Below are 17,855 nucleotides of genomic sequence, written 5' to 3'. Positions count from 1 at the left end.
ACACGGTCCACCCAGCGGACCGCGGGCGGCCCCGCGGCGGTCACGCGCTGTTCGTCATGATCCGCAGGACGTCCAGGGAGCGCGGCGGGGCGTCGGGGTCCTCGCCGTCGGCGGACGCGAGGCGCACATGCGCCTCGCGGGCGGCCCGCACGGCCTCGGGCCAGCCGTGGTGCTCCAGGTAGGCGGAGACGGGGGCGTCGGGGCCGACCTGGTGCATGATGCGCAGCACCCGCAGCACGGCGACGTCCACCAGGGCGGCCTCGCCGGAGTCCCGGAAGATCGTCCCGACGTACTTCTCCGCCGACCAGTTGTCCAGCCAGGTGTCCTCGACCAGGCGGTACACGGCGTCCGTGATGTCGCCGTACCCCTCCCGGCCGGCCAGCCAGCACTCCTGGTGGAAGACCGGATCGGAAAGCATGTGCAGCGCCGAGCGCACGTTGCTGCGCCAGCGCCACCAGGGCATGTCATTGAGCGGCATGCCGCCCATGGTGGAGGAGCGACGGCCGCGACGGGAAGGGTTGACCGAACCTTGCTGCACGTCTTCGATCGTACGTTCCCTTTTCGATCACCCGGATCCGCCCCTGCAATTCACCTCCCGGTCACCGTGCGTTGAAGAACGCTCACTGTGCCGTTCCCCAGGAGGAGGAACTGTGCAGAACCATGACCGGTTGGCGTCGTTCCTCCTCCTCCCGCCCCTCGATCGCTGTGCTCCGCGTCCGCGCCGTGTGGACGGCGGCCGTGGCGGCGGGAGCGTCCCTCGTCGCCGGCTGCGGCGTCCTCCCTGGAGACCCGGGGGGCTCCAGGGAGCCCGTCACGGTGATGACCTTCGCACCCGTGGACACCCCGGCCACCAACATGCCCGGCATGCCGTCGATGGCGAAGGCCTACGCGCGCTGGGCCGCCTCCCGCGGCGGTCTGGACGGCCACGAGCTGCGCGTGCTGACCTGCAACAGCGACAACACCCCGCAGGGCTCGGCCGCCTGCGCCCGGCGCGCCGTGCAGGAGAACGCCGTCGCGGTGGTCGGCTCCTACAGCCAGCACGGCTCCTTCATGGCGCCGCTGGAGGCCGCCGGCATCCCCTTCATCGGCGGATTCGGCATCTCCGAGGAGGAGTTCACCAGCTATCTGTCCTATCCCGTCAACGGCGGGCAGCCCGCGCTGCTCGCCGGCAACGGCCAGCAGCTCGCCGGCTCCTGCGACGGCGTCGCCCTCGTCCGGCCCGACACCCTGGCCGGCGACGACCTGTCCCAGCTCCTCAACTCCGGCCTGCGCAAGGGCCGGAGCGAGGCGAAGACCGCCGACATCCTCGCGGCCGACGACGCCACCGACTACACCGAGCAGGCGGGCTCCGCCCGGAGCCGTGCCTCGGAGCACCCGGCCGGCTCGACGGCGCCGGGCGAGCGCCCGGGGTGCGTCACCGCCGCCCTGGGCGACCGCACCGAGACCTTCTTCGACTCCTTCCGGCGGCTGCCCGACGACGGGGAGGAGATCCGCATCTCGTCCGTGATGGGCAGCGTCGGACAGCCGCTCGTCGACCGCACCGGCGGCCGCCGGGGCCCCTTCGAGGGCGCCTACGTCACCGGCTGGTACCCGGACGCGGGCGACAGCCGCTGGGACCCGATGCGCAAGGTGATCACCGAGCACGCCTTCGGCGACAACACCCTCGACCCCGCCGACGCGGGCGTGCAGACGACCTGGATCGCGTACACCGTCCTGGAGAAGGCGGTCCGCGCGCTCGGCCGGGACGCGGTCACCCCGGCCCGCCTCGCCCACGTCCTCGACCAGGGGCTCCAGGTGTCGACCGACGGGCTGACCCCCGACCTGCGCTGGGGCTACGAGGACATGCTCGGCGCGCCCAACTATCCGCGCATCGTCAACAGCAGCGTGACCTTCCAGGTCGTGCGGGACGGCCGGCTGGTGGCCCAGCACAAGGACTTCGTCGACGTGTCGCAGACGCTGGCCGCCGCGTCGTGAGGCGTCCGCCCCGGGCGGCCGGATCAGAGCTGCTCGCTGCGCCGCTCGGTGAGGCCGTGGTCGCGGGCGATGGCGTTCCACATCCCCGCGGCCTGGTTCTTGGCCCTGGTCGCGTCGCCGCTGGCCTTGTTGCCCTGGGCGGTGTGCGAGGTGGAGCGGGCCTTGCCGTCCTTGCAGACCTTCTTGCTCTTGGCCTGCTGCGCCCAGGCCGCGTAGTGGTCGTCGGCGGACGCCGACGCCTGCCACGCCTTCTTCAGGGCCGAGTTCAGCTCGGCGTGCTTCGGCAGCTTGTCCAGTTCGAGTTCGCCGAGCCTGGTCACCAGGCTGCGGCGCTGGGCGGCGGCGTCCTTGAGGTCCTTGACGGCCGCGTCCAGGTTCTTGCAGGTCTTGATGTTCTCGACCGAACGGATCACCGCGGCACGGCTGTCGTTGCTGTCGGCCAGCAGCTTGTCCAGCGCCTCGGCCTGCGGCTTCGCCGGGTTCTCCGGCTCCTCGGAGGCACTCGGGGTCGGCGCGGCGGAGGTGCCGGCCACGTTCTTGTCGGGGGTCTCGGACTTCTTGTCGTCCCCGCCGCCGAAGACCACGGCGCTGACGCCGAGTCCGAGCACGGCGCAGCCGACGACGAGCGCGGCGACCACGGGCACCAGGGAGCGCCGCCGGGCGGGCGGTTCGTCGTCGTAGGAGGAGTGCGGCCGGCCCGGCTCCTGGAAGCCCCCGTGGGGCGCGTCGGCGCCGGGGCGGCCGGGGCCCTGTCCCGCGAAGCGCGGCATCTGCTGCGTCGAGTCGGCGACGCCGCCGTGCGAGGGGGGCGCGTCCGAGCGGAAGAGGCTGTCGAACTCGGCGGGCGGCTGCCGGTCGCCGGGGGCGCCGGGCCGGATGCCGAAGGGAGCCGCGGCGGGCTCGGGCGGCACGGGCGCGATGTACTGCGTGGCGTCCGCGTCGCCGCCGGGCACGCCGCCCGCGGGGGCGCCGCCCTGGCCGAGCGGTCCGGTCCCGAGGAACGTGGTCGACTCGGCGGGCGCCTCCGGCGGCAGGGCGCCGGGGCCGGGACCGCCCGGGACGGGGGCGATGTACTGCGTCGCGTCCGCCGACCCACCGGGGACCTGACCACCCGGGACGGGAGCGATGTACTGCGTCGCGTCCGCCGACCCACCGGGGACCTGACCACCCGGGACGGGAGCGATGTACTGCGTCGCGTCCGCCGACCCACCGGGGACCTGACCACCCGGGACGGGAGCGATGTACTGCGTCGCGTCCGCCGACCCACCGGGAGCCTGACCGCCGGGGACGGGAGCGATGTACTGCGTCGCGTCCGCCGACCCACCGGGAACCTGACCACCCGGGACGGGGTAGCCGCCCTGGGGCGGCAGCATCCGGGTCCGGTCCTCGTAGGCGCCGCCGGGCGCGGTCTGCTGCGGGGGCAGGGCCGCGCCGGGGTGGCCGTGGCCCTGGGGGGCGGGCCCGCCCGGGTAGCCGTGACCGGGCTGCTGCCGGCCGTCGTAGCCGGACTCCGCCGGGAGGCCCTGCGGGGCGCCGTAACCGGCGCCCGCCTGGGGTTGCTGCGGGGCGCCGTAACCGCTGACCGCCGGGGGCTGCTCCCCGTACCCGCCGGCCTGCGCGGGCGCCGGGTAGCCGTAGCCGCCGGTGCCCGCGGGGGCACCCGTGCCGTGGTCGCCGTAGGCGCCGTACCCGCCGGGGCCCGCCGGGGCCGGGTAGCCGTAACCGGGTGCCGCGGGGGCGTCCGGCGCCCCGGGAGCCGGGTAGCCGTAGGCGGCGGGCGGCTGCTGCTGCCCGCCGTGGCCGGGTGCCGCCGGGGGCTGCTGCCCGCCCGGCTGCTGGGGGCCCCAGGGCGCGCCCCACGGCTGTCCGCCCGCCGGGGTCGCCTGCGCACCCTGGGTTCCGGGTATGAGGGGCTCACTGCCGTCGGCGGGCAGCACGACGCCTTCGTGCGCGGGCCGCGCGGCCGGGGGCCGTTGCTCGTCACCCTGTCCGCTGTGCGTCACCGGGACTCCTACATGTGGACCTACGGAATCGTCGGTTCACGCTACCGGGTGCCCGAAGTCCTCCGCACACACGTGCCACAGCAGTGACAAGATGCGGACACAGAACGCAGTTGAGGGGGACGGCGTCCGCGCGGCCCCGCCGCCGGCCCGCCCCTCACGCCGCCCGCAGGTCGAGCCGGGCGGAGAAGTCGCGGACCGGGGGCTCCTCCGCGTACGGCTCCAGCCGCTGCCGGAGGTCGTCGAGATACTCCGCGCCCCGGCTGGAGCGCAGGGTGTCCAGCAGCTCCACGGCGCGCGTCGCCGTGTGGCAGGCGTGTTCCACCTCACGCTGCTGGACCTGTGCCGACGCGAGCAGCACCAGACCGATCGCGCGGCGCCGCGCCCGGGACGCCGGATGCCCCGCCAGCGCCTCCCCGGCCTGCCGGGCGGCCTCCTCGGCCTCGCCCAGATCGCGGTGACAGTGCGCCAGTTCGTCGGCGAGGTAGGCGTGGTCGAAGTGGGCGATCCACGCCGGGTCGTCACCGGACTCCGGCTCGGCCCGGTCCAGCGCGGCGACCGCGCGCGACACGGCGTCATGACAGGTGCGGGCGTCGCCGAGCAGGGCGTGGCCCCGGGCCTCCGCCGCGTGGAACATGGCCTCCGCGCGGGGCGTCACCCGGCCGCGGGCGCCCTCCTGGGCCGCGCGGGCGAGCTGGGCGATCTCGCGCGGGTTGCCGAGTTCGGCGGCGAGGTGGCTCATGGAGGCGGCGAGCACATAGCCCCCGTACGCCCGGTCGCCCGCGGCCTGCGCGAGCCGCAGTGCCTGGATGTAGTAGCGCTGGGCGAGCCCCGGCTGCCCGGTGTCGACCGCCATGTAGCCGGCCAGTTCGGTCAGCCGGGCGACGGCGGCGAAGAGTTCGCGGCCCACCGCCTCCCGGTAGGACCCCGACAGCAGGCCGGAGACCACGCTGTTGAGGTAGTGGACGAGCACCGGCCGCACATGTCCGCTGCCGAAGCGGTGGTCGAGCTCGGTGAGCGCGGCGGTCATCGCGCGGACCGCCTCGACGTCCGAGGCGCCCACCCGCGCCCCCGCCGTCCGCGCGACCTGCGCGTCGGCGCCGGTGATCAGCCAGTCGCGGCTCGGCTCCACGAGCGCGGACGCGGCGACGGCGGAGCCGGACAGGAAGTCCCGGCGGCCCACGTCCGACCGCCAGAGCTCGCAGACCTGCTCGATCGCCCCGGGGACGGTCGGCGAGAACTGGAGCCCGACCCCGGTGGCCAGGTTCTTCCCGTTCGCCATGCCGATCTCGTCGATCGTGACGGTGCGCCCGAGCTTGCGGCCCAGCGCCTCGGCGATGATGCCGGGCGCCCGGCCGCGCGGCTGCTGGCCGCGCAGCCAGCGGGCGACGGACGTCTTGTCGTACCGCAGGTCGAGGCCGCGCTCCGCGCCGACCATGTTGACCCGGCGTGCGAGCCCGGCGTTGGAGCACCCGGCTTCCTGGATGAGCGCCTGCAGCCGTTCGTTCGGCTGTCGGGCGACGAGAGGCCTGGCTGCCATGGACTACCCCCTGATGCCGCGGTGATCGTTCTGTCGGTCACTGGTCCGGCGATCACTGGTCACTGATCACCGATCACTGTTCACTGCCCGGCTGATATACGGGAAATGCAGAGTTGGTCGGGTTGGTTCCTTTTGGGCCGGGTGACCTGACGGCCCTCCGGTGCCCGCCCCCCGCCTTGGCTACCCGCCCCCGACGGCACGGCCCCACGCGCGCCCCCGGCCGTGCACCCGTGCGCCCCATATGCAGGATCGATGCGCCGAACACGGGCACGGGGCGGGCCGTAACCCGAGGTTGCGGCGGTAGTTGAGTGTGTCGTGGATGAGACCATGGGAGTCACGGAAGCCGCTCAGATCCCCGGGCAGCGCGGCGAACAACTGCTGGACGCGGCCGTGCGGTACGCCGACGAGCGGCACTGGGACGTCTTTCCCGGCACCTGGCTGGAGCCCGTGGACGGCACGGAGCGCTGCTCCTGCGGCGACACCGGCTGCGCCTCGCCCGGCGCGCACCCCGGCCCGGGCGACTGGGCGAACCAGGCGACCGGCAGCGGTTCGGCGGCCCGCCGGCTGTGGTCGAAGCAGCCCAGGTCGTCGATCCTGCTGCCGACCGGGCGCACCTTCGACGCGCTGGAGGTCTCGGAGTCGGCGGGCTTCCTGGCGCTGGCGCGACTGGAGCGCATGGAACTGCCGCTGGGCCCGGTGACGTTCACCCCCGACCGCCGGATGCTCTTCTTCGTCCTTCCCGGCGCCTCCCTCAAGGCCCCCGAACTCATCCGCGACCTCGGGTGGATGCCGTCGGCCATCGATCTGGTCACCCGGGGCGAGGGCCACTGGGTGGCCGCCCCGCCGACCCGGATCGGCGGCCGGGGCGCCGTCCAGTGGGCGCGCAGGCCCACCCCCGCCAACCGCTGGCTGCCCGACGCCGAGGAGCTGATCAGCCCGCTGGCGTACGCCTGCGGCCGGGAGGCCGCCGCGGCCCGCGTCCGGGCGCGGTGACGCCCCCGCGTTCGGGGCCGCTCCCGTGACGGCGGCTGCCGACGGCACCCGGTGCGGTGACGCGCGGCCGGGCGATTCGGCGCCGTGCTCCGCCGGATCCCGGCAACGCTGACCAGCGGTGACTGCCCGGTCGGCACCTGCCCGCCGGGCCCGGGCCTTTCGTAGGCTGTTCCCGACCACGACGGGGAACACGGGAGGCACGACCATGCCGGAGCAGAGCGTCGACGCGGCGGGCGGTGCGGCCGTGCCGCCGCCCGCCGTCCAGGTGGAAGGGCTGTGGAAGCGCTTCGGCGAGCAGATCGCGGTCGCCGGGATCGATCTGGCGCTTCCCGCGGGGAAGTTCATCGGCCTCGTCGGCCCCAACGGGGCGGGCAAGACGACCACGCTCTCCATGGTCACCGGCCTGCTGCGGCCCGACCAGGGGCGGGTGCTGGTGGCCGGGCACGACGTCTGGGGCGACCCGGTCCGGGTCAAGTCCCGTATCGGCGTGCTGCCGGAGGGCCTGCGGCTGTTCGAGCGGCTGTCCGGCCGGGAACTGCTCGCCTACAACGGCCGCTTGCGCGGTCTGCCCGGTGACGAGGTGGACAAGCGCGCCACCCAGCTCCTGGACGTCCTCGACCTCGCGGGCTCCCAGCACAAGCTGGTCGTCGACTACTCGACCGGCATGCGCAAGAAGATCGGCCTGGCCGCCGCGCTGCTGCACAACCCCGAAGTGCTCTTCCTGGACGAGCCGTTCGAGGGCGTCGACCCGGTCTCCGCGCAGACCATCCGCGGGGTGCTGGAGCGCTACACCGGCTCGGGCGCGACCGTGGTGTTCTCCAGCCATGTGATGGAGCTCGTCGAGTCGCTGTGCGACTGGGTCGCGGTGATGGCCGCGGGCCGCATCCGGGCCCAGGGCACCCTCGCGGAGGTGCGGGGCACGGCGCCGACGCTGCAGAGCGCCTTCCTCGAACTGGTCGGGGCGCAGGGACGGGATTCCGGCGAGTCGCTGGACTGGCTCGGCGGCGGTGCGCGGTGAGCACCGCGGCGCTGACCGGCATCTTCGTCCGGCTGAAGCTGTCGCTGCTGCGCAACGGGCTGCGCCAGTCGTCCGGCCGCACCGCGGTCTTCGTCGTCTCGGTCGTGTTCGCCGTGCTGCTGGCGGCCGCCCAGCTCGTCGGCCTGCTCCTGCTGCGCGGCGACGAGCACGCGGCGACGGTCGTGGTGCTGCTGACCGGGGTCGTGGCGCTCGGCTGGGCGGTGCTGCCGCTGTTCTTCCCCAGCGGTGACGAGACCCTCGACCCGACGCGGCTGGTGATGCTGCCGCTGCGGCCGGCACCGCTGGTGGGGGCGCTGCTCGGCGCTTCGGTGGTGGGCATCGGTCCGCTGTTCACGCTCTGCCTCGTCGTCGGCGCCGCCCTGGCCCCGGCGCGCGGCGCGGCGGCGACCGCCCTCGCCGTGGCCGCCGTCCCGCTCACGCTGCTGGTGTGCGTGGCGCTGGCGCGGGCGGTGGCCGCCGCCAACATCCGGCTGCTCACCTCCCGCAAGGGGCGGGACCTGGCGGTGCTCAGCGGTCTGCTCATCGCGGTGGGCATCCAGTTCGTCAACTTCGGTGTGCAGAGCCTCAGCAGGTCCGGCGGGCTGTCGGCGCTGGACCCGGCCGCCGACGTGATGCGCTGGATCCCGCCGGCCTCGGCGATCGGCGCGGTGGACTCGGCCTCGGCCGGCTCCTGGGCGACGGCGGCGGCCCAGTTCGCCCTGTCGGCGGCCGCGCTGGGTGCGCTGCTGTGGTGGTGGCAGCGCAGCCTGACGAAGCTCATGACGGCACCCGACGGCTCGACGCTCGCGGCGGCGTCGGAGCCGAGCCGGGAGGGGTCCGCGTCCGGCGGGCTGCACCGGCTGCTGCCGGAGGGCCGCACGGGCACGGTCATGATGCGCTTCCTGCGCTACGTGTGGCGCGACCCCAAGACCAAGGGCGCCTGGGTGACGTCGCTGGCGATCGGTCTGATCGTGCCGGTGTTCAACGCCCTCCAGGGCACCGGCTCGGTGTATCTGGCCTGCTTCGCCGCGGCCATGCTCGGCATGCTGATGTACAACCAGTTCGGCCAGGACACCTCGGCGTTCTGGATGGTGGCGCTGACGATCTCCTCGACCCGGGACGCCTACGCGGAACTGCTCGCGCGCACCCTGGCGCTGCTGGTGATCACCCTGCCGTACATGACGCTGGTGTGCGCCGTGACCACGGGCATGCTGGACCGCTGGGCGGACCTGCCCGAGGTGCTGGGCCTGTCGTTCGCCCTGCTCGGCGCGATGCTCTCGACCGGTGCGGTGGCCTCGGCGCTCTTCCCGTACTCGATCCCGCAGGACAGCGCGTACAAGAACGTGGCGCCGGGGCAGGGCGGTCTGGCCTGGATGTCGATCATCGGCGGCGTGCTGGCCTCCGCGCTGCTGTGCGCGCCGGTGATCGTCCTGACGGTGTGGCTGCACGCCTCCGGCTCGGGCGGGCTGTGGCTGATCCTCCCGGTGGGCACCGCGTACGGGGCGCTGATCACCTGGGCGGGGCTGCGGATCGCCGCGCCGCGGACGGCCGGCCGTCTCCCGGAGATCCTCACGGCGGTGAGCAAGGGCTGAACCGCCCCCGCCCGCCCCGGCGTGCGTGCGCGGCCCGGGACCGGTCCGGGGCCGCGCACGCGCGGCGGCGGGTCCGTCCGCCCCCCGGAGGCGGGGGGGGCGGACGGCGCTGCGGCTCGGGAGGTGCCGCGGCTCAGGCGGTGCCGCGGCTCAGGCGGTGCCGCGGCTCAGGCGGTGAGCACGCCCTCCAGGAAGGGCTCGATCGCTGAGCGCCAGCCGTCGGGGTGGTCGTAGTGGACGAGGTGGCCCGCGTCGGCGACCTCGCCGTACTCGCCGCGCGGCAGGACGCGGACCATCTCCTGGGCCTCGGCGCGGCCGAGCTGTCCGTCGAGGCCGCGCACGACGAGGGTCGGGCAGTGGACCTGGGCCAGTTCGTCCCAGTGCGATTCGAGGACCCAGGTCTCGCGGGACGTGAGCATCGGCCCGTAGGAGAAGACCGGGTGCCAGCCGTCGGCCTGCTCGGCCATCACCTCGGCGAAGAACTCGCCGCGGGCCGGGTTGGGGCGCTCCACCCAGGGGTCGTCCTCGCCGAACCACTTGCGCACGTCCGCGAGGGTCGCGAACGGCACCGGCCAGGAGCTGAACCAGTCCGCCCACTCGCGCTGCGAGGCGGCCCCCAGCGCGGAGGCCCGCATGTCGCAGATGACCAGGGCGTGCACCAGGTCCGGCCGCCTGGCGGCGAGCTGCCAGGCCGTCAGCGCTCCCATGGAGTGGCCGATCAGGGTCACCGGGCCCAGCCCGAGCTGCTCGACGGCGGCCGCCGCGTCGGCCACGTAGGCGTCCCGCGTGTAGGGGCCCTCGGGCTTGTCGCTGCGGCCGTGCCCGCGCTGGTCGAGGGCGACGGCGCGGTGCCGTTCGGCCAGCCAGCGGGCCGTGGGCGCCCAGTGGGACGCGCGCCCCATCAGGCCGTGGAGCAGTAAGACGCCGGGCGCCGTCTCGTGCTCGCCGCGCCCCTTGGGCGGGTCCGCGAACTCCCAGGCCGCCAGGCGTACGCCGTCGGCTCCGGTCACATCGATGCGCCGCACCATCTGGCCTGGCACCCCCTTGTCTCCCCCGGATCGGTGGCTCGTGTCGAGTCACGCCAGACTATCGAACTCGCATTCGAAAAAGCCGATCTGCCACGCAACACCCCTCGTTCGAGTGACCACCGCCCGGGATTGGACGGGGTCGGCGGGGGGAGATTTCCTGCGGGAGGCGGACCGCTCGGGGACAGGGGTCCGACAGGGGGCCGACCCTGGGAGCTCGGGGCTCCGGGTCGGCACCGGGGAGGACAGGTCCCGGCGCCCTCGGGCGCCGGGACTCCTCCACGCGAGGGCCCCGCGCGCAGGCGGCGCCGGCACACGGCGGTACGACGGGCGACGCGTCACCGTGGCTCCCCTCCCGGTCCCGAGTCATATGCCTCGGCTTCAGGGTGGCACGGGACGGCTCCCGGCCGCTGCCATTCCGGCCGGAAACGCGCCCCGGCGCGAAAGGCGGCGCGGATCGATGCCCGACGCGCCCCGGAAGCGGCCCCGCCGCCTCCACCCGGGCCCAGGAGACGGCCCCCGACCACCCGCCGCTCCCTGCCCGCGACGCAGCCCGGCCGCCCGTTCCCCCGAGCCCACCAGACGGCCCCCACCGCCCTCCGCCCCGGGCTGCGAGGCAGCCCCCGCTGCCGCTTGCCGCCCCGGCCGAGGAGACGGCCCCCGCCGCCTCCACCCGGGCCCAGCAGACGGCCCCCGCGGCCCGTCGCTCCCTGCCCGCGACGCTCTCCGGCCGCCCGTTCCCCCGGGCCCAGCAGACGGCCCCGCCGCCGCGACTCTGCCCGCGAGGCGGCCCCGCCGCCTACCGCCCCGCCCCCGCCCGGCTCCGCAACGCGGCGCGGGCGGTCCCGCGGGGACTGGGCCCCGGGAACCGCCCGCGTGCCGGCCCATGCCGGCGACCGCACGCTCGGTCGAGCTCGGTCAGCGCTTCGCCACGAACACGTGCGAGGCGATCTCCGCCTCCAGCTCCGCCGCCTCGCCGCTGCTGCCCACCAGCACACCGCCCGGCGACTGCGTCACGCTCACCACGGATCCGGGCTGCACGCCCGCGCGGCGCAGGGTGTACATGAGCTGGGCGTCCGTCTGGATGGGCTCGCCGATCCGCCGCACCACGACCGTCTTGCCCTCGGCGCCCGGGTCGAGCTCGGCCAGCGACACCATGCTGTCGTCGAGGAACGGGTCGGCCTCCGCCTTCTCGCCCAGCTCCTCCAGGCCCGGGATCGGGTTGCCGTACGGGGACTCGGTGGGGTGGCGCAGCAGCTCCAGCACGCGCCGCTCCACCGCCTCGCTCATCACGTGCTCCCAGCGGCATGCCTCCGCGTGGACGTGCTCCCACTCGAGACCGATCACGTCGACCAGCAGGCACTCGGCGAGCCGGTGCTTGCGCATCACCCGCGTCGCGAGCTGCCGCCCCTCCGCCGTCAGCTCCAGGTGACGGTCGCCCGCGATGGTCACCAGACCGTCGCGCTCCATCCGGGCGACGGTCTGGCTGACCGTGGGACCGCTCTGGTCCAGCCGCTCCGCGATTCGGGCCCGCATGGGCACCACACCTTCCTCTTCGAGCTCGAGGATGGTGCGGAGATACATCTCCGTCGTGTCGATCAGTCCGGACATACGTGCCCCTCGATGCTGTGGCGTGGAAAACAGTCGTACGTGGCCCCGCCTCAATTCTTGCGCATCGCGCCGACAACCGTGCCCGGCACGGCATCGCCCGCATCGGCCGGAGCCTGTATTGACAGACCAATGGTCCAGACCTCAACGTGATCCGCGGCACGGATGTTCCCCCCGTCCCGTCATTTCAGCGAACTACCCTCGTAACCACCTCCGAAAGGGCTGGACGATGAGCGAGAGCAAGCTGGCCGGTCTGTTCTTCGACGCCGCGATCGGTCTGCTGCAACGCGTCAGGGACGAGGAGTCCGCGAACATCGCGGCGGCGGGCACCGCCATGGCCGACGCCGTCGCCGACGGCGGCCGGCTGTTCGCCTTCGGCGCCGGCCACTCCTCCCTCGCCGCGCAGGACGTCGTCTACCGGGCGGGCGGACTCGCCCTGATGAACCTGCTGGCCGTGCCGGGCGTCGTCGGTGTCGACGTCATGCCCGCCACCCTGGGCTCCGCGCTGGAGCGGGTCGACGGACTGGCCGGCGCCGTCCTCGACTCCAGTCCCGCCGCCGCAGGCGACGTTCTCGTGATCATCTCCCTGTCGGGCCGCAACGCCCTGCCCGTGGAGATGGCCATGAACGCCCGCGCGCTCGGCCTCACCGTGATCGGGGTGACCTCGGTCGCCTACGCGCACGAGACCAGGTCCCGGCACACCTCGGGCACCTTCCTCAAGGACCACTGCGACATCGTCCTCGACTCCAAGATCGCGGTCGGCGACGCCGAGCTCACCCACGACGGCATCGAGGCGCCCTTCGCCCCCGCGTCCACCGTCGTCACCAGCGCCCTGATGCAGGCGACCATGGCCGCCGCCGCCGAGCGCCTCGCCGAGCGCGGCATCGAGCCCCCGCTGCTGCGCTCGGGCAACGTCGACGGCGGCCACGAGTGGAACGGCCGGGTGATGACCGAGTACCGCGACCGGATCTTCTTCCGGCACTGAGCACCGGCCCCCGGTGGGGGCGTCCTCACGGGCCGGGATCCGGCCGCGCCTGTCCGAGCGACGCCGCCACCAGCACCGCCATGCTCTCCGCGTACACCGCGTCCGGGCGCTCGAACGCCGGGCGGCTCGCCCCGCGCAGGAACGTCAGCACGCCCAGCGTCCTGCCCCGGCCGCGCAGCACGGTGCACAGCGCGTGCGCCGCGTCCGCGGGCCACTGGCGGCGGCCCGCCCAGTCGCCGGGCGCCCCTTCGGCCGCGGCGCTCGCCCGCACCGAACCGATGCGCTCGGCGGCCTGGAGCGCCGGGTGGCCCGGCTCGTACCGGACGGGGAAGCCGCCGCCGGCGACGCCCGCCACCGGGCCCGGCGCGCCGGACGGCGAGGCCGCCGCCCGCACCAGACGGCCCCCGCCCTCCGCCAGGTCGATCAGCGCGTGGTCCGCGAATCCGGCCAGCGCGAAGTCCATGCAGACCGTCGCCGCCTCCATCGGGTCCTCGCACTCGGCCGCGGCCCGTCCGGCCCGGTGGAGCTGCCCGGCCCGGAAGCGCAGCCGGTCGGCCTCCTGCTCGGCGAGCCGGGCGTCGGTGACGTCGTGGAACACCCACGCGGCGCCCAGCGGCACCGGCTCCTGGGCCAGCGGGGACGCCAGCCGCAGGAATCCGCTGCGCCAGCAGCGCCGCTGCTCGCCGCCGGGGCCCGCGACCGTCACCCACAGGTCGACCAGGCCCCGGGGCGCGCCCTCGGCCAGCACGTGGTGGAGGGCGCCTTCGAGCTCCTCGACGCCCTGCCCGGCCAGCTCGCCCAGCGGACGCCCGAGCACCTGCGCCCGGGGGACGCCGAGCATGCGGGTGGCCTCGGCGTTGACGACGGCCGCCCGCAGGTCCACGTCGACGAGGACGACGGCCCAGGCCGCGTCGTCGAACAGCGCCTCGCTCAGCGCGATGGAGCGCTCCAGGTCGATCTGGGCGTGCACCTCGCTGAAGGCGCAGTACACCCCGGCGGGCTCGCCGTCGGCGCCCAGCACCCGGGCGGACTGGGTCCGCACCAGGACCCGGCCGCCGTCCTTGCGCAGCAGCGCGAACTCGTGCACCTGCCGCCCCGGTGCGTCCATGGCCGCGAGCAGCCGCTCCCGCACGTCGCCCGCGTCCGCCCGGCGCACGGCCCAGCCCTCGAAGCCGTGCCGCCCCACGGCCTCGGCGGCGGTCCACCCGAGGATGCGCTCCGCCTCGCGGTTCCAGTGGGTGACCGTGCCGTCCGCGTCGAGCGCGCACAGGGCGGCGTCCATGCCGTCCAGCAGCGCGGCGAGCAGCTCCGCGCCGCCCGGTCCGGGCCCGGACGGCACTCCGCCGGCCCCGATGTCGTCGGTGATCCCACTCCTGGCAGCAGTCATCCCGGCACCCCCTGGCAGGACGCGTCCATGTGCACAGATCCCCTTGAATTCATTGAACGTCAACGTGACCCGGAACACACACGGTTCCCGGAAAGCGGGTGGGAAAGCGGCGCGTTAAATCGCTTGAACCGGCGCCGGAGGCTTCCTAGGGTGTGGGTACACGCGAAAGGAGGTGATCCGAAAAAATGGTTTCTTTTCGGACTCGTGAGGTGACTGCGGGCTAACGGCCTGCCGTCGCACTCTGTGCACCTCGGCAGGCCGCCTGCCGAAACCCAAGCAGTCACCCGACCCGTGGGCCGCCGGTAAGTCCGGCCGGCTCCCTCCGTCCGGACGGAGGGACCAAAGGCCCACGGGTCGTCTGCGTCTGCGGGCGGTCCCGGCGCGGCTCGTCGCGCGGATCGTTCCGGGCGCCCGGCGGACCGGCGGGCCCCGCCCCGCGTCAGGGCGCCAGACGCTCCACGCGCCAGCCGGTGTCCGTGCGGACGTAGCGCAGCCGGTCGTGCAGCCGGTTCTCGTGCCCCTGCCAGAACTCCACCGTCTCCGGCACGACCCGGATGCCGCCCCAGTGCGGCGGTGCGGACAGCGGGCCGTCCTCGGGGTGGCGGGCGGCGAGCTCGTCGTAGCGCCGCACCAGCTCCTGGCGGGAGCCGATGACGGACGACTGCTCACTGGCCCAGGCCCCGAGCCGAGAACCGTGCGGCCGGGTGCGGAAGTAGGCGGCCGTCTCCTCGCGGCCGACCCGGGAGGCGCTGCCGGTGACCACGATCTGGCGGGCCAGCGGGTGCCAGGGGAAGAGCAGCGAGACGTACGGGTTGGCGTCGATCTCGCGCCCCTTGCGGGAGCCGTAGTTGGTGAAGAAGACGAAGCCGCGGTCGTCGTACCGCTTGAGCAGCACCGTGCGCGAGGACGGCCGGCCGTCGGGTGTGGCCGTGGAGACGACCATGGCGTTCGGTTCGAGCAGCCTGGCCGCGGCGGCCTCGGCGAACCAGCGGGCGAACTGCTCCATGGGCCCGGCCGCGAGCGCCTCCTCGTCGAGCTCGGTCGACCGGTACTGCTCGCGCATGACCGCGGGGTCGGGGACGACCAGCTCCGTCTCGGCGGGGTCGGGCAGCCTCAGGCCGGACACGGTCACCGCGGGGCGGGCGTCCTCCGCGGAGGAGGCGCCCGTGCCCGAGCCGGGCGCGGGGTCGGTGGCGCGGGCGTCGGCCTCGTCGGCGGCGTGGTCGGTCACGGGGACATCCTGCCGCAGCGGACCGTCCCGCGGGCGGCGGGGCTGCGCCAGTCTTCCCGGCACCCGGTGCCGCCAACCCTGCTCCGGCGGAACGGGGCAGTGTGCCGGACGTCACGCTTCCCCGCATCTGGGGAACCCGCCAAAATCCGGGGTGGGGCCTCTGTGGCCTCCCTACAGCGACGGATATCGTTCCTGGTCCGGGACGGGCCGGGGTGACGACCGCCCGTACGGGGAATCACCGGGGTGACCGATCTGCGCCGCCGTACCCATCGTGAGGAGCCGCCTGATGTCCGACTTCGTACCTGGACTCGAAGGAGTCGTCGCGTTCGAGACGGAGATCGCCGAACCGGACAAGGAGGGCGGCTCCCTCCGCTACCGGGGCGTCGACATCGAGGACCTCGTGGGTCACGTCTCGTTCGGCAACGTCTGGGGCCTGCTGGTCGACGGGGCGTTCAACCCCGGTCTGCCGCCCGCCGAACCGTTCCCGATCCCGGTCCACTCCGGCGACATCCGGGTGGACGTGCAGTCGGCGCTGGCGATGCTCGCCCCGGTGTGGGGGCTCAAACCGCTCCTCGACATCGACGAGGCGCAGGCCCGTGACGACCTGGCGCGGGCGGCCGTGATGGCCCTGTCCTACGTCGCGCAGTCCGCGCGCGGGCAGGGACTGCCGATGGTGCCGCAGAGCGAGATCGACAAGGCCGCCTCCGTGGTGGAGCGCTTCATGATCCGCTGGCGCGGCGAGCCGGACCCGCGGCACGTCAAGGCCGTCGACGCCTACTGGACGTCGGCCGCCGAGCACGGCATGAACGCCTCCACCTTCACCGCCCGGGTGATCGCATCGACCGGCGCCGACGTCGCCGCCGCGCTCTCCGGCGCGGTGGGCGCGATGTCGGGGCCGCTGCACGGCGGCGCCCCCTCGCGGGTGCTCGGCATGATCGAGGAGATCGAGCGGACGGGCGACGCCGCCGCCTACGTCCGCACGGCGCTCGACAAGGGCGAGCGCCTGATGGGCTTCGGGCACCGGGTGTACCGGGCCGAGGACCCGCGCGCCCGGGTGCTGCGCCGCACCGCGAAGGAGCTGGCCGCGCCCCGCTTCGAGGTCGCCGAGGCGCTGGAGAAGGCCGCGCTGGAGGAGCTGCACAACCGCCGCCCCGACCGGGTGCTCGCCACCAACGTGGAGTTCTGGGCGGCCATCGTGCTGGACTTCGCCGAGGTGCCGGCCCACATGTTCACCTCGATGTTCACCTGCGCCCGCACCGCGGGCTGGTCGGCGCACATCCTGGAGCAGAAGCGCACCGGCCGGCTGGTCCGCCCGTCGGCCCGCTACACCGGCCCCGGCACCCGCGATCCGCGGGACATCGCGGGCTACGACGACATCGCGGCCACCGGGGCCTGAGCCCGCGGGAGCACCAGGTCCGCGTGGTGGCGCGCGGCCACCAGGGGGTGGGCGCGCAGCTTGCCCTTCAGCTCGTTGCGGCCGTACTCGGCGAAGAGCGGATTCGCCGGGTCGGCCGTGGCGCCGGGGGCGAGCCGGGCGTGCGGGAAGACGAGCGGGGCGATCCGGGCGTCGAGGCGCGGGTTGTGGAAGTAGGGCACCGAGAAGCGCTCGCGGGCGCCGGGCGGGCTGACGACCCGGTGGTGGGTCGCCTTGAGGTAGCCGTCGGTGGCGACCTCCAGCAGTTCGCCGAGGTTGACGACGAAGGCGCCGGGCATCGGCGGGACGTCGTGGAAGCGGCCGTCCTCGCGCTCGACCTGGAGGCCGCCCACGGTGTCCTGGAGCAGCAGGGTGAGGAAGCCGTAGTCCTTGTGGGCGCCGACGCCCTGGGCGCTGCCGTCGCCGGCGCTGCCCGGGTAGCGGACGAGCTTGAGGTGCGGGTGGGCGCCGTCGCGGAAGGCCGCGTCGTAGAAGGCGGGGTCCGCGCCGATGGCCGCGAGGAGTTCGCGCAGCAGGCGGTCGGCGACGGCGGAGAGCCGGTCGATCCAGCCGAGGGCGGCGGTGCGCAGCTCCGGGAGGGCGGCGGGCCACTGGTTGGGGCCCTGGAGCCACCAGTAGGGCTCCTCGCCGGGCGCGGGCACGCGGGCGGGGCGTTCGAGGCCGATGTCGAGCTGGTCGCGCCAGTCGCGGCTGCCTCCGGTGCGTTCGTCGCCGGTGCGGGTGTAGCCGCGGAAGTGGGGCGAGCGCACGTTGTCGAGGGCGAGGCGGTCGGCCTCGGGCAGGGCGAAGAAGGCCCGCATGGCGCGGTCGAGGGCGGCGGTCTCGGCGCCGGTGACGCCGTGGCCGACGAGCTGGAAGAAGCCGACCTCGTGGGCGGCGGCGTGCAGCCGGTCGTGGAGGGCGGCGCGCTCGTCCGGGCCGCGGTCGGCCGCGGAGAGGTCGATGACGGGCAGCCGGCGGTGGCCGGGGTGCGACGCGGGGTACGACGAAGTGGTGTGCGACATGGTGACATCCGCTGGGTGAGCAGGGGCCCGGGGCCGCCGGTGGGTGGGGCGGGGCCGGGTGTC

General features: G+C 74.6%; 14 protein-coding genes. 6 read left to right on the top strand and 8 right to left on the bottom strand.

The genetic code is table 11. The features are described from left to right. Positions 1–40: 40 nt before the first annotated feature. The gene (locus JE024_RS19795; protein WP_205376631.1) at positions 41–487 is read right to left on the bottom strand and encodes an SCO4402 family protein; all 447 of its coding nucleotides are present in this window, start codon (positions 485–487) and stop codon (positions 41–43) included. 173 nt (positions 488–660) lie between these two features. Between JE024_RS19795 and JE024_RS19790 the strand changes: the two genes are divergently transcribed. Then, the gene (locus tag JE024_RS19790) at positions 661–1,974 is read left to right on the top strand and encodes an ABC transporter substrate-binding protein (protein ID WP_205374855.1); all 1,314 of its coding nucleotides are present in this window, start codon (positions 661–663) and stop codon (positions 1,972–1,974) included. Positions 1,975–1,997: 23 nt separating this feature from the next. Here the strand turns inward: JE024_RS19790 and JE024_RS19785 are convergent, their stop codons facing one another. Both JE024_RS19785 and JE024_RS19780 read right to left on the bottom strand, forming a co-directional pair. Beyond that, positions 1,998–3,977: a hypothetical protein gene (locus JE024_RS19785; RefSeq protein ID WP_205374854.1), complete on the bottom strand. Its 1,980-nt coding sequence runs from the start codon at positions 3,975–3,977 to the stop codon at positions 1,998–2,000. 154 nt (positions 3,978–4,131) lie between these two features. Beyond that, positions 4,132–5,514 (bottom strand): NsdA family TPR-like regulatory protein, encoded by a 1,383-nt coding sequence (locus JE024_RS19780; RefSeq protein WP_205374853.1) that lies wholly within the window; start codon positions 5,512–5,514, stop codon positions 4,132–4,134. Positions 5,515–5,841: 327 nt separating this feature from the next. Here JE024_RS19780 and JE024_RS19775 point away from each other — a divergent pair, with 327 nt between their 5' ends. From JE024_RS19775 to JE024_RS19765, 3 genes are all read left to right on the top strand, one after another. Beyond that, positions 5,842–6,507 carry a bifunctional DNA primase/polymerase gene (locus JE024_RS19775; protein WP_205374852.1) on the top strand — a complete coding sequence of 222 codons (666 nt, stop codon included), beginning with the start codon at positions 5,842–5,844 and terminating at the stop codon, positions 6,505–6,507. A 205-nt stretch (positions 6,508–6,712) separates the two neighbouring features. Then, on the top strand, positions 6,713–7,525 hold the full coding sequence (locus JE024_RS19770) for an ABC transporter ATP-binding protein (protein WP_205374851.1): 813 nt from the start codon (positions 6,713–6,715) through the stop codon (positions 7,523–7,525). Next, positions 7,522–9,117 carry a transporter gene (locus tag JE024_RS19765; RefSeq protein WP_244882988.1) on the top strand — a complete coding sequence of 532 codons (1,596 nt, stop codon included), beginning with the start codon at positions 7,522–7,524 and terminating at the stop codon, positions 9,115–9,117. The genes JE024_RS19770 and JE024_RS19765 overlap by 4 nt, the downstream gene beginning before the upstream one ends. Positions 9,118–9,284: 167 nt before the next feature. Here the strand turns inward: JE024_RS19765 and JE024_RS19760 are convergent, their stop codons facing one another. Together JE024_RS19760 and JE024_RS19755 are read right to left on the bottom strand one after the other, a co-directional pair. Further along, positions 9,285–10,145: an alpha/beta fold hydrolase gene (locus JE024_RS19760; RefSeq protein ID WP_205376629.1), complete on the bottom strand. Its 861-nt coding sequence runs from the start codon at positions 10,143–10,145 to the stop codon at positions 9,285–9,287. A 915-nt stretch (positions 10,146–11,060) separates the two neighbouring features. Continuing rightward, positions 11,061–11,753: an iron-dependent transcriptional repressor DtxR gene (locus JE024_RS19755; RefSeq protein WP_205374850.1), complete on the bottom strand. Its 693-nt coding sequence runs from the start codon at positions 11,751–11,753 to the stop codon at positions 11,061–11,063. Positions 11,754–11,979: 226 nt separating this feature from the next. Between JE024_RS19755 and JE024_RS19750 the strand changes: the two genes are divergently transcribed. Next, positions 11,980–12,735 carry an SIS domain-containing protein gene (locus tag JE024_RS19750; protein ID WP_205374849.1) on the top strand — a complete coding sequence of 252 codons (756 nt, stop codon included), beginning with the start codon at positions 11,980–11,982 and terminating at the stop codon, positions 12,733–12,735. A gap of 25 nt (positions 12,736–12,760) precedes the next feature. On the opposite strand, the gene JE024_RS19745 is transcribed toward JE024_RS19750, so the two are convergent. Next, a complete protein-coding gene (locus tag JE024_RS19745; protein ID WP_205374848.1) occupies positions 12,761–14,122 on the bottom strand; it encodes a PAS domain-containing protein in 1,362 nt (453 codons plus the stop codon). Between the two features lie 439 nt (positions 14,123–14,561). Further along, on the bottom strand, positions 14,562–15,185 hold the full coding sequence (pdxH, locus tag JE024_RS19740) for a pyridoxamine 5'-phosphate oxidase (protein WP_205376628.1): 624 nt from the start codon (positions 15,183–15,185) through the stop codon (positions 14,562–14,564). Positions 15,186–15,639: 454 nt separating this feature from the next. On the opposite strand from pdxH, the gene JE024_RS19735 reads away from it, so the two are divergent. Further along, positions 15,640–16,749, top strand: coding sequence for a citrate synthase 2 (locus tag JE024_RS19735; RefSeq protein WP_205374847.1), 1,110 nt, complete (start codon positions 15,640–15,642; stop codon positions 16,747–16,749). On the opposite strand, the gene JE024_RS19730 is transcribed toward JE024_RS19735, so the two are convergent. Then, on the bottom strand, positions 16,719–17,792 hold the full coding sequence (locus JE024_RS19730) for an isopenicillin N synthase family dioxygenase (RefSeq protein WP_205374846.1): 1,074 nt from the start codon (positions 17,790–17,792) through the stop codon (positions 16,719–16,721). The two genes, JE024_RS19735 and JE024_RS19730, sit on opposite strands and share 31 nt — an antisense overlap. Positions 17,793–17,855 lie beyond the last annotated feature (63 nt).

Source organism: Streptomyces zhihengii (assembly GCF_016919245.1).
Taxonomy (GTDB): Bacteria; Actinomycetota; Actinomycetes; order Streptomycetales; family Streptomycetaceae; genus Streptomyces; species Streptomyces zhihengii.
Note: the sequence above shows the minus strand (reverse complement) of the source record. Positions and strands in the feature narration are given on the sequence as shown.

What these genes read in the sequence shown, in the direction of transcription:
- JE024_RS19795 (WP_205376631.1), bottom strand. Translation starts at nt 487, where the DNA reads ATGGGCGGCATGCCGCTCAATGACATGCCCTGGTGGCGCTGGCGCAGC.
- JE024_RS19790 (WP_205374855.1), top strand. Translation starts at nt 661, where the DNA reads ATGACCGGTTGGCGTCGTTCCTCCTCCTCCCGCCCCTCGATCGCTGTG.
- JE024_RS19780 (WP_205374853.1), bottom strand. Translation starts at nt 5,514, where the DNA reads ATGGCAGCCAGGCCTCTCGTCGCCCGACAGCCGAACGAACGGCTGCAG.
- JE024_RS19775 (WP_205374852.1), top strand. Translation starts at nt 5,842, where the DNA reads ATGGGAGTCACGGAAGCCGCTCAGATCCCCGGGCAGCGCGGCGAACAA.
- JE024_RS19770 (WP_205374851.1), top strand. Translation starts at nt 6,713, where the DNA reads ATGCCGGAGCAGAGCGTCGACGCGGCGGGCGGTGCGGCCGTGCCGCCG.
- JE024_RS19760 (WP_205376629.1), bottom strand. Translation starts at nt 10,145, where the DNA reads ATGGTGCGGCGCATCGATGTGACCGGAGCCGACGGCGTACGCCTGGCG.
- JE024_RS19755 (WP_205374850.1), bottom strand. Translation starts at nt 11,753, where the DNA reads ATGTCCGGACTGATCGACACGACGGAGATGTATCTCCGCACCATCCTC.
- JE024_RS19750 (WP_205374849.1), top strand. Translation starts at nt 11,980, where the DNA reads ATGAGCGAGAGCAAGCTGGCCGGTCTGTTCTTCGACGCCGCGATCGGT.
- JE024_RS19745 (WP_205374848.1), bottom strand. Translation starts at nt 14,122, where the DNA reads ATGACTGCTGCCAGGAGTGGGATCACCGACGACATCGGGGCCGGCGGA.
- pdxH (WP_205376628.1), bottom strand. Translation starts at nt 15,185, where the DNA reads ATGCGCGAGCAGTACCGGTCGACCGAGCTCGACGAGGAGGCGCTCGCG.
- JE024_RS19735 (WP_205374847.1), top strand. Translation starts at nt 15,640, where the DNA reads ATGTCCGACTTCGTACCTGGACTCGAAGGAGTCGTCGCGTTCGAGACG.
- JE024_RS19730 (WP_205374846.1), bottom strand. Translation starts at nt 17,792, where the DNA reads ATGTCGCACACCACTTCGTCGTACCCCGCGTCGCACCCCGGCCACCGC.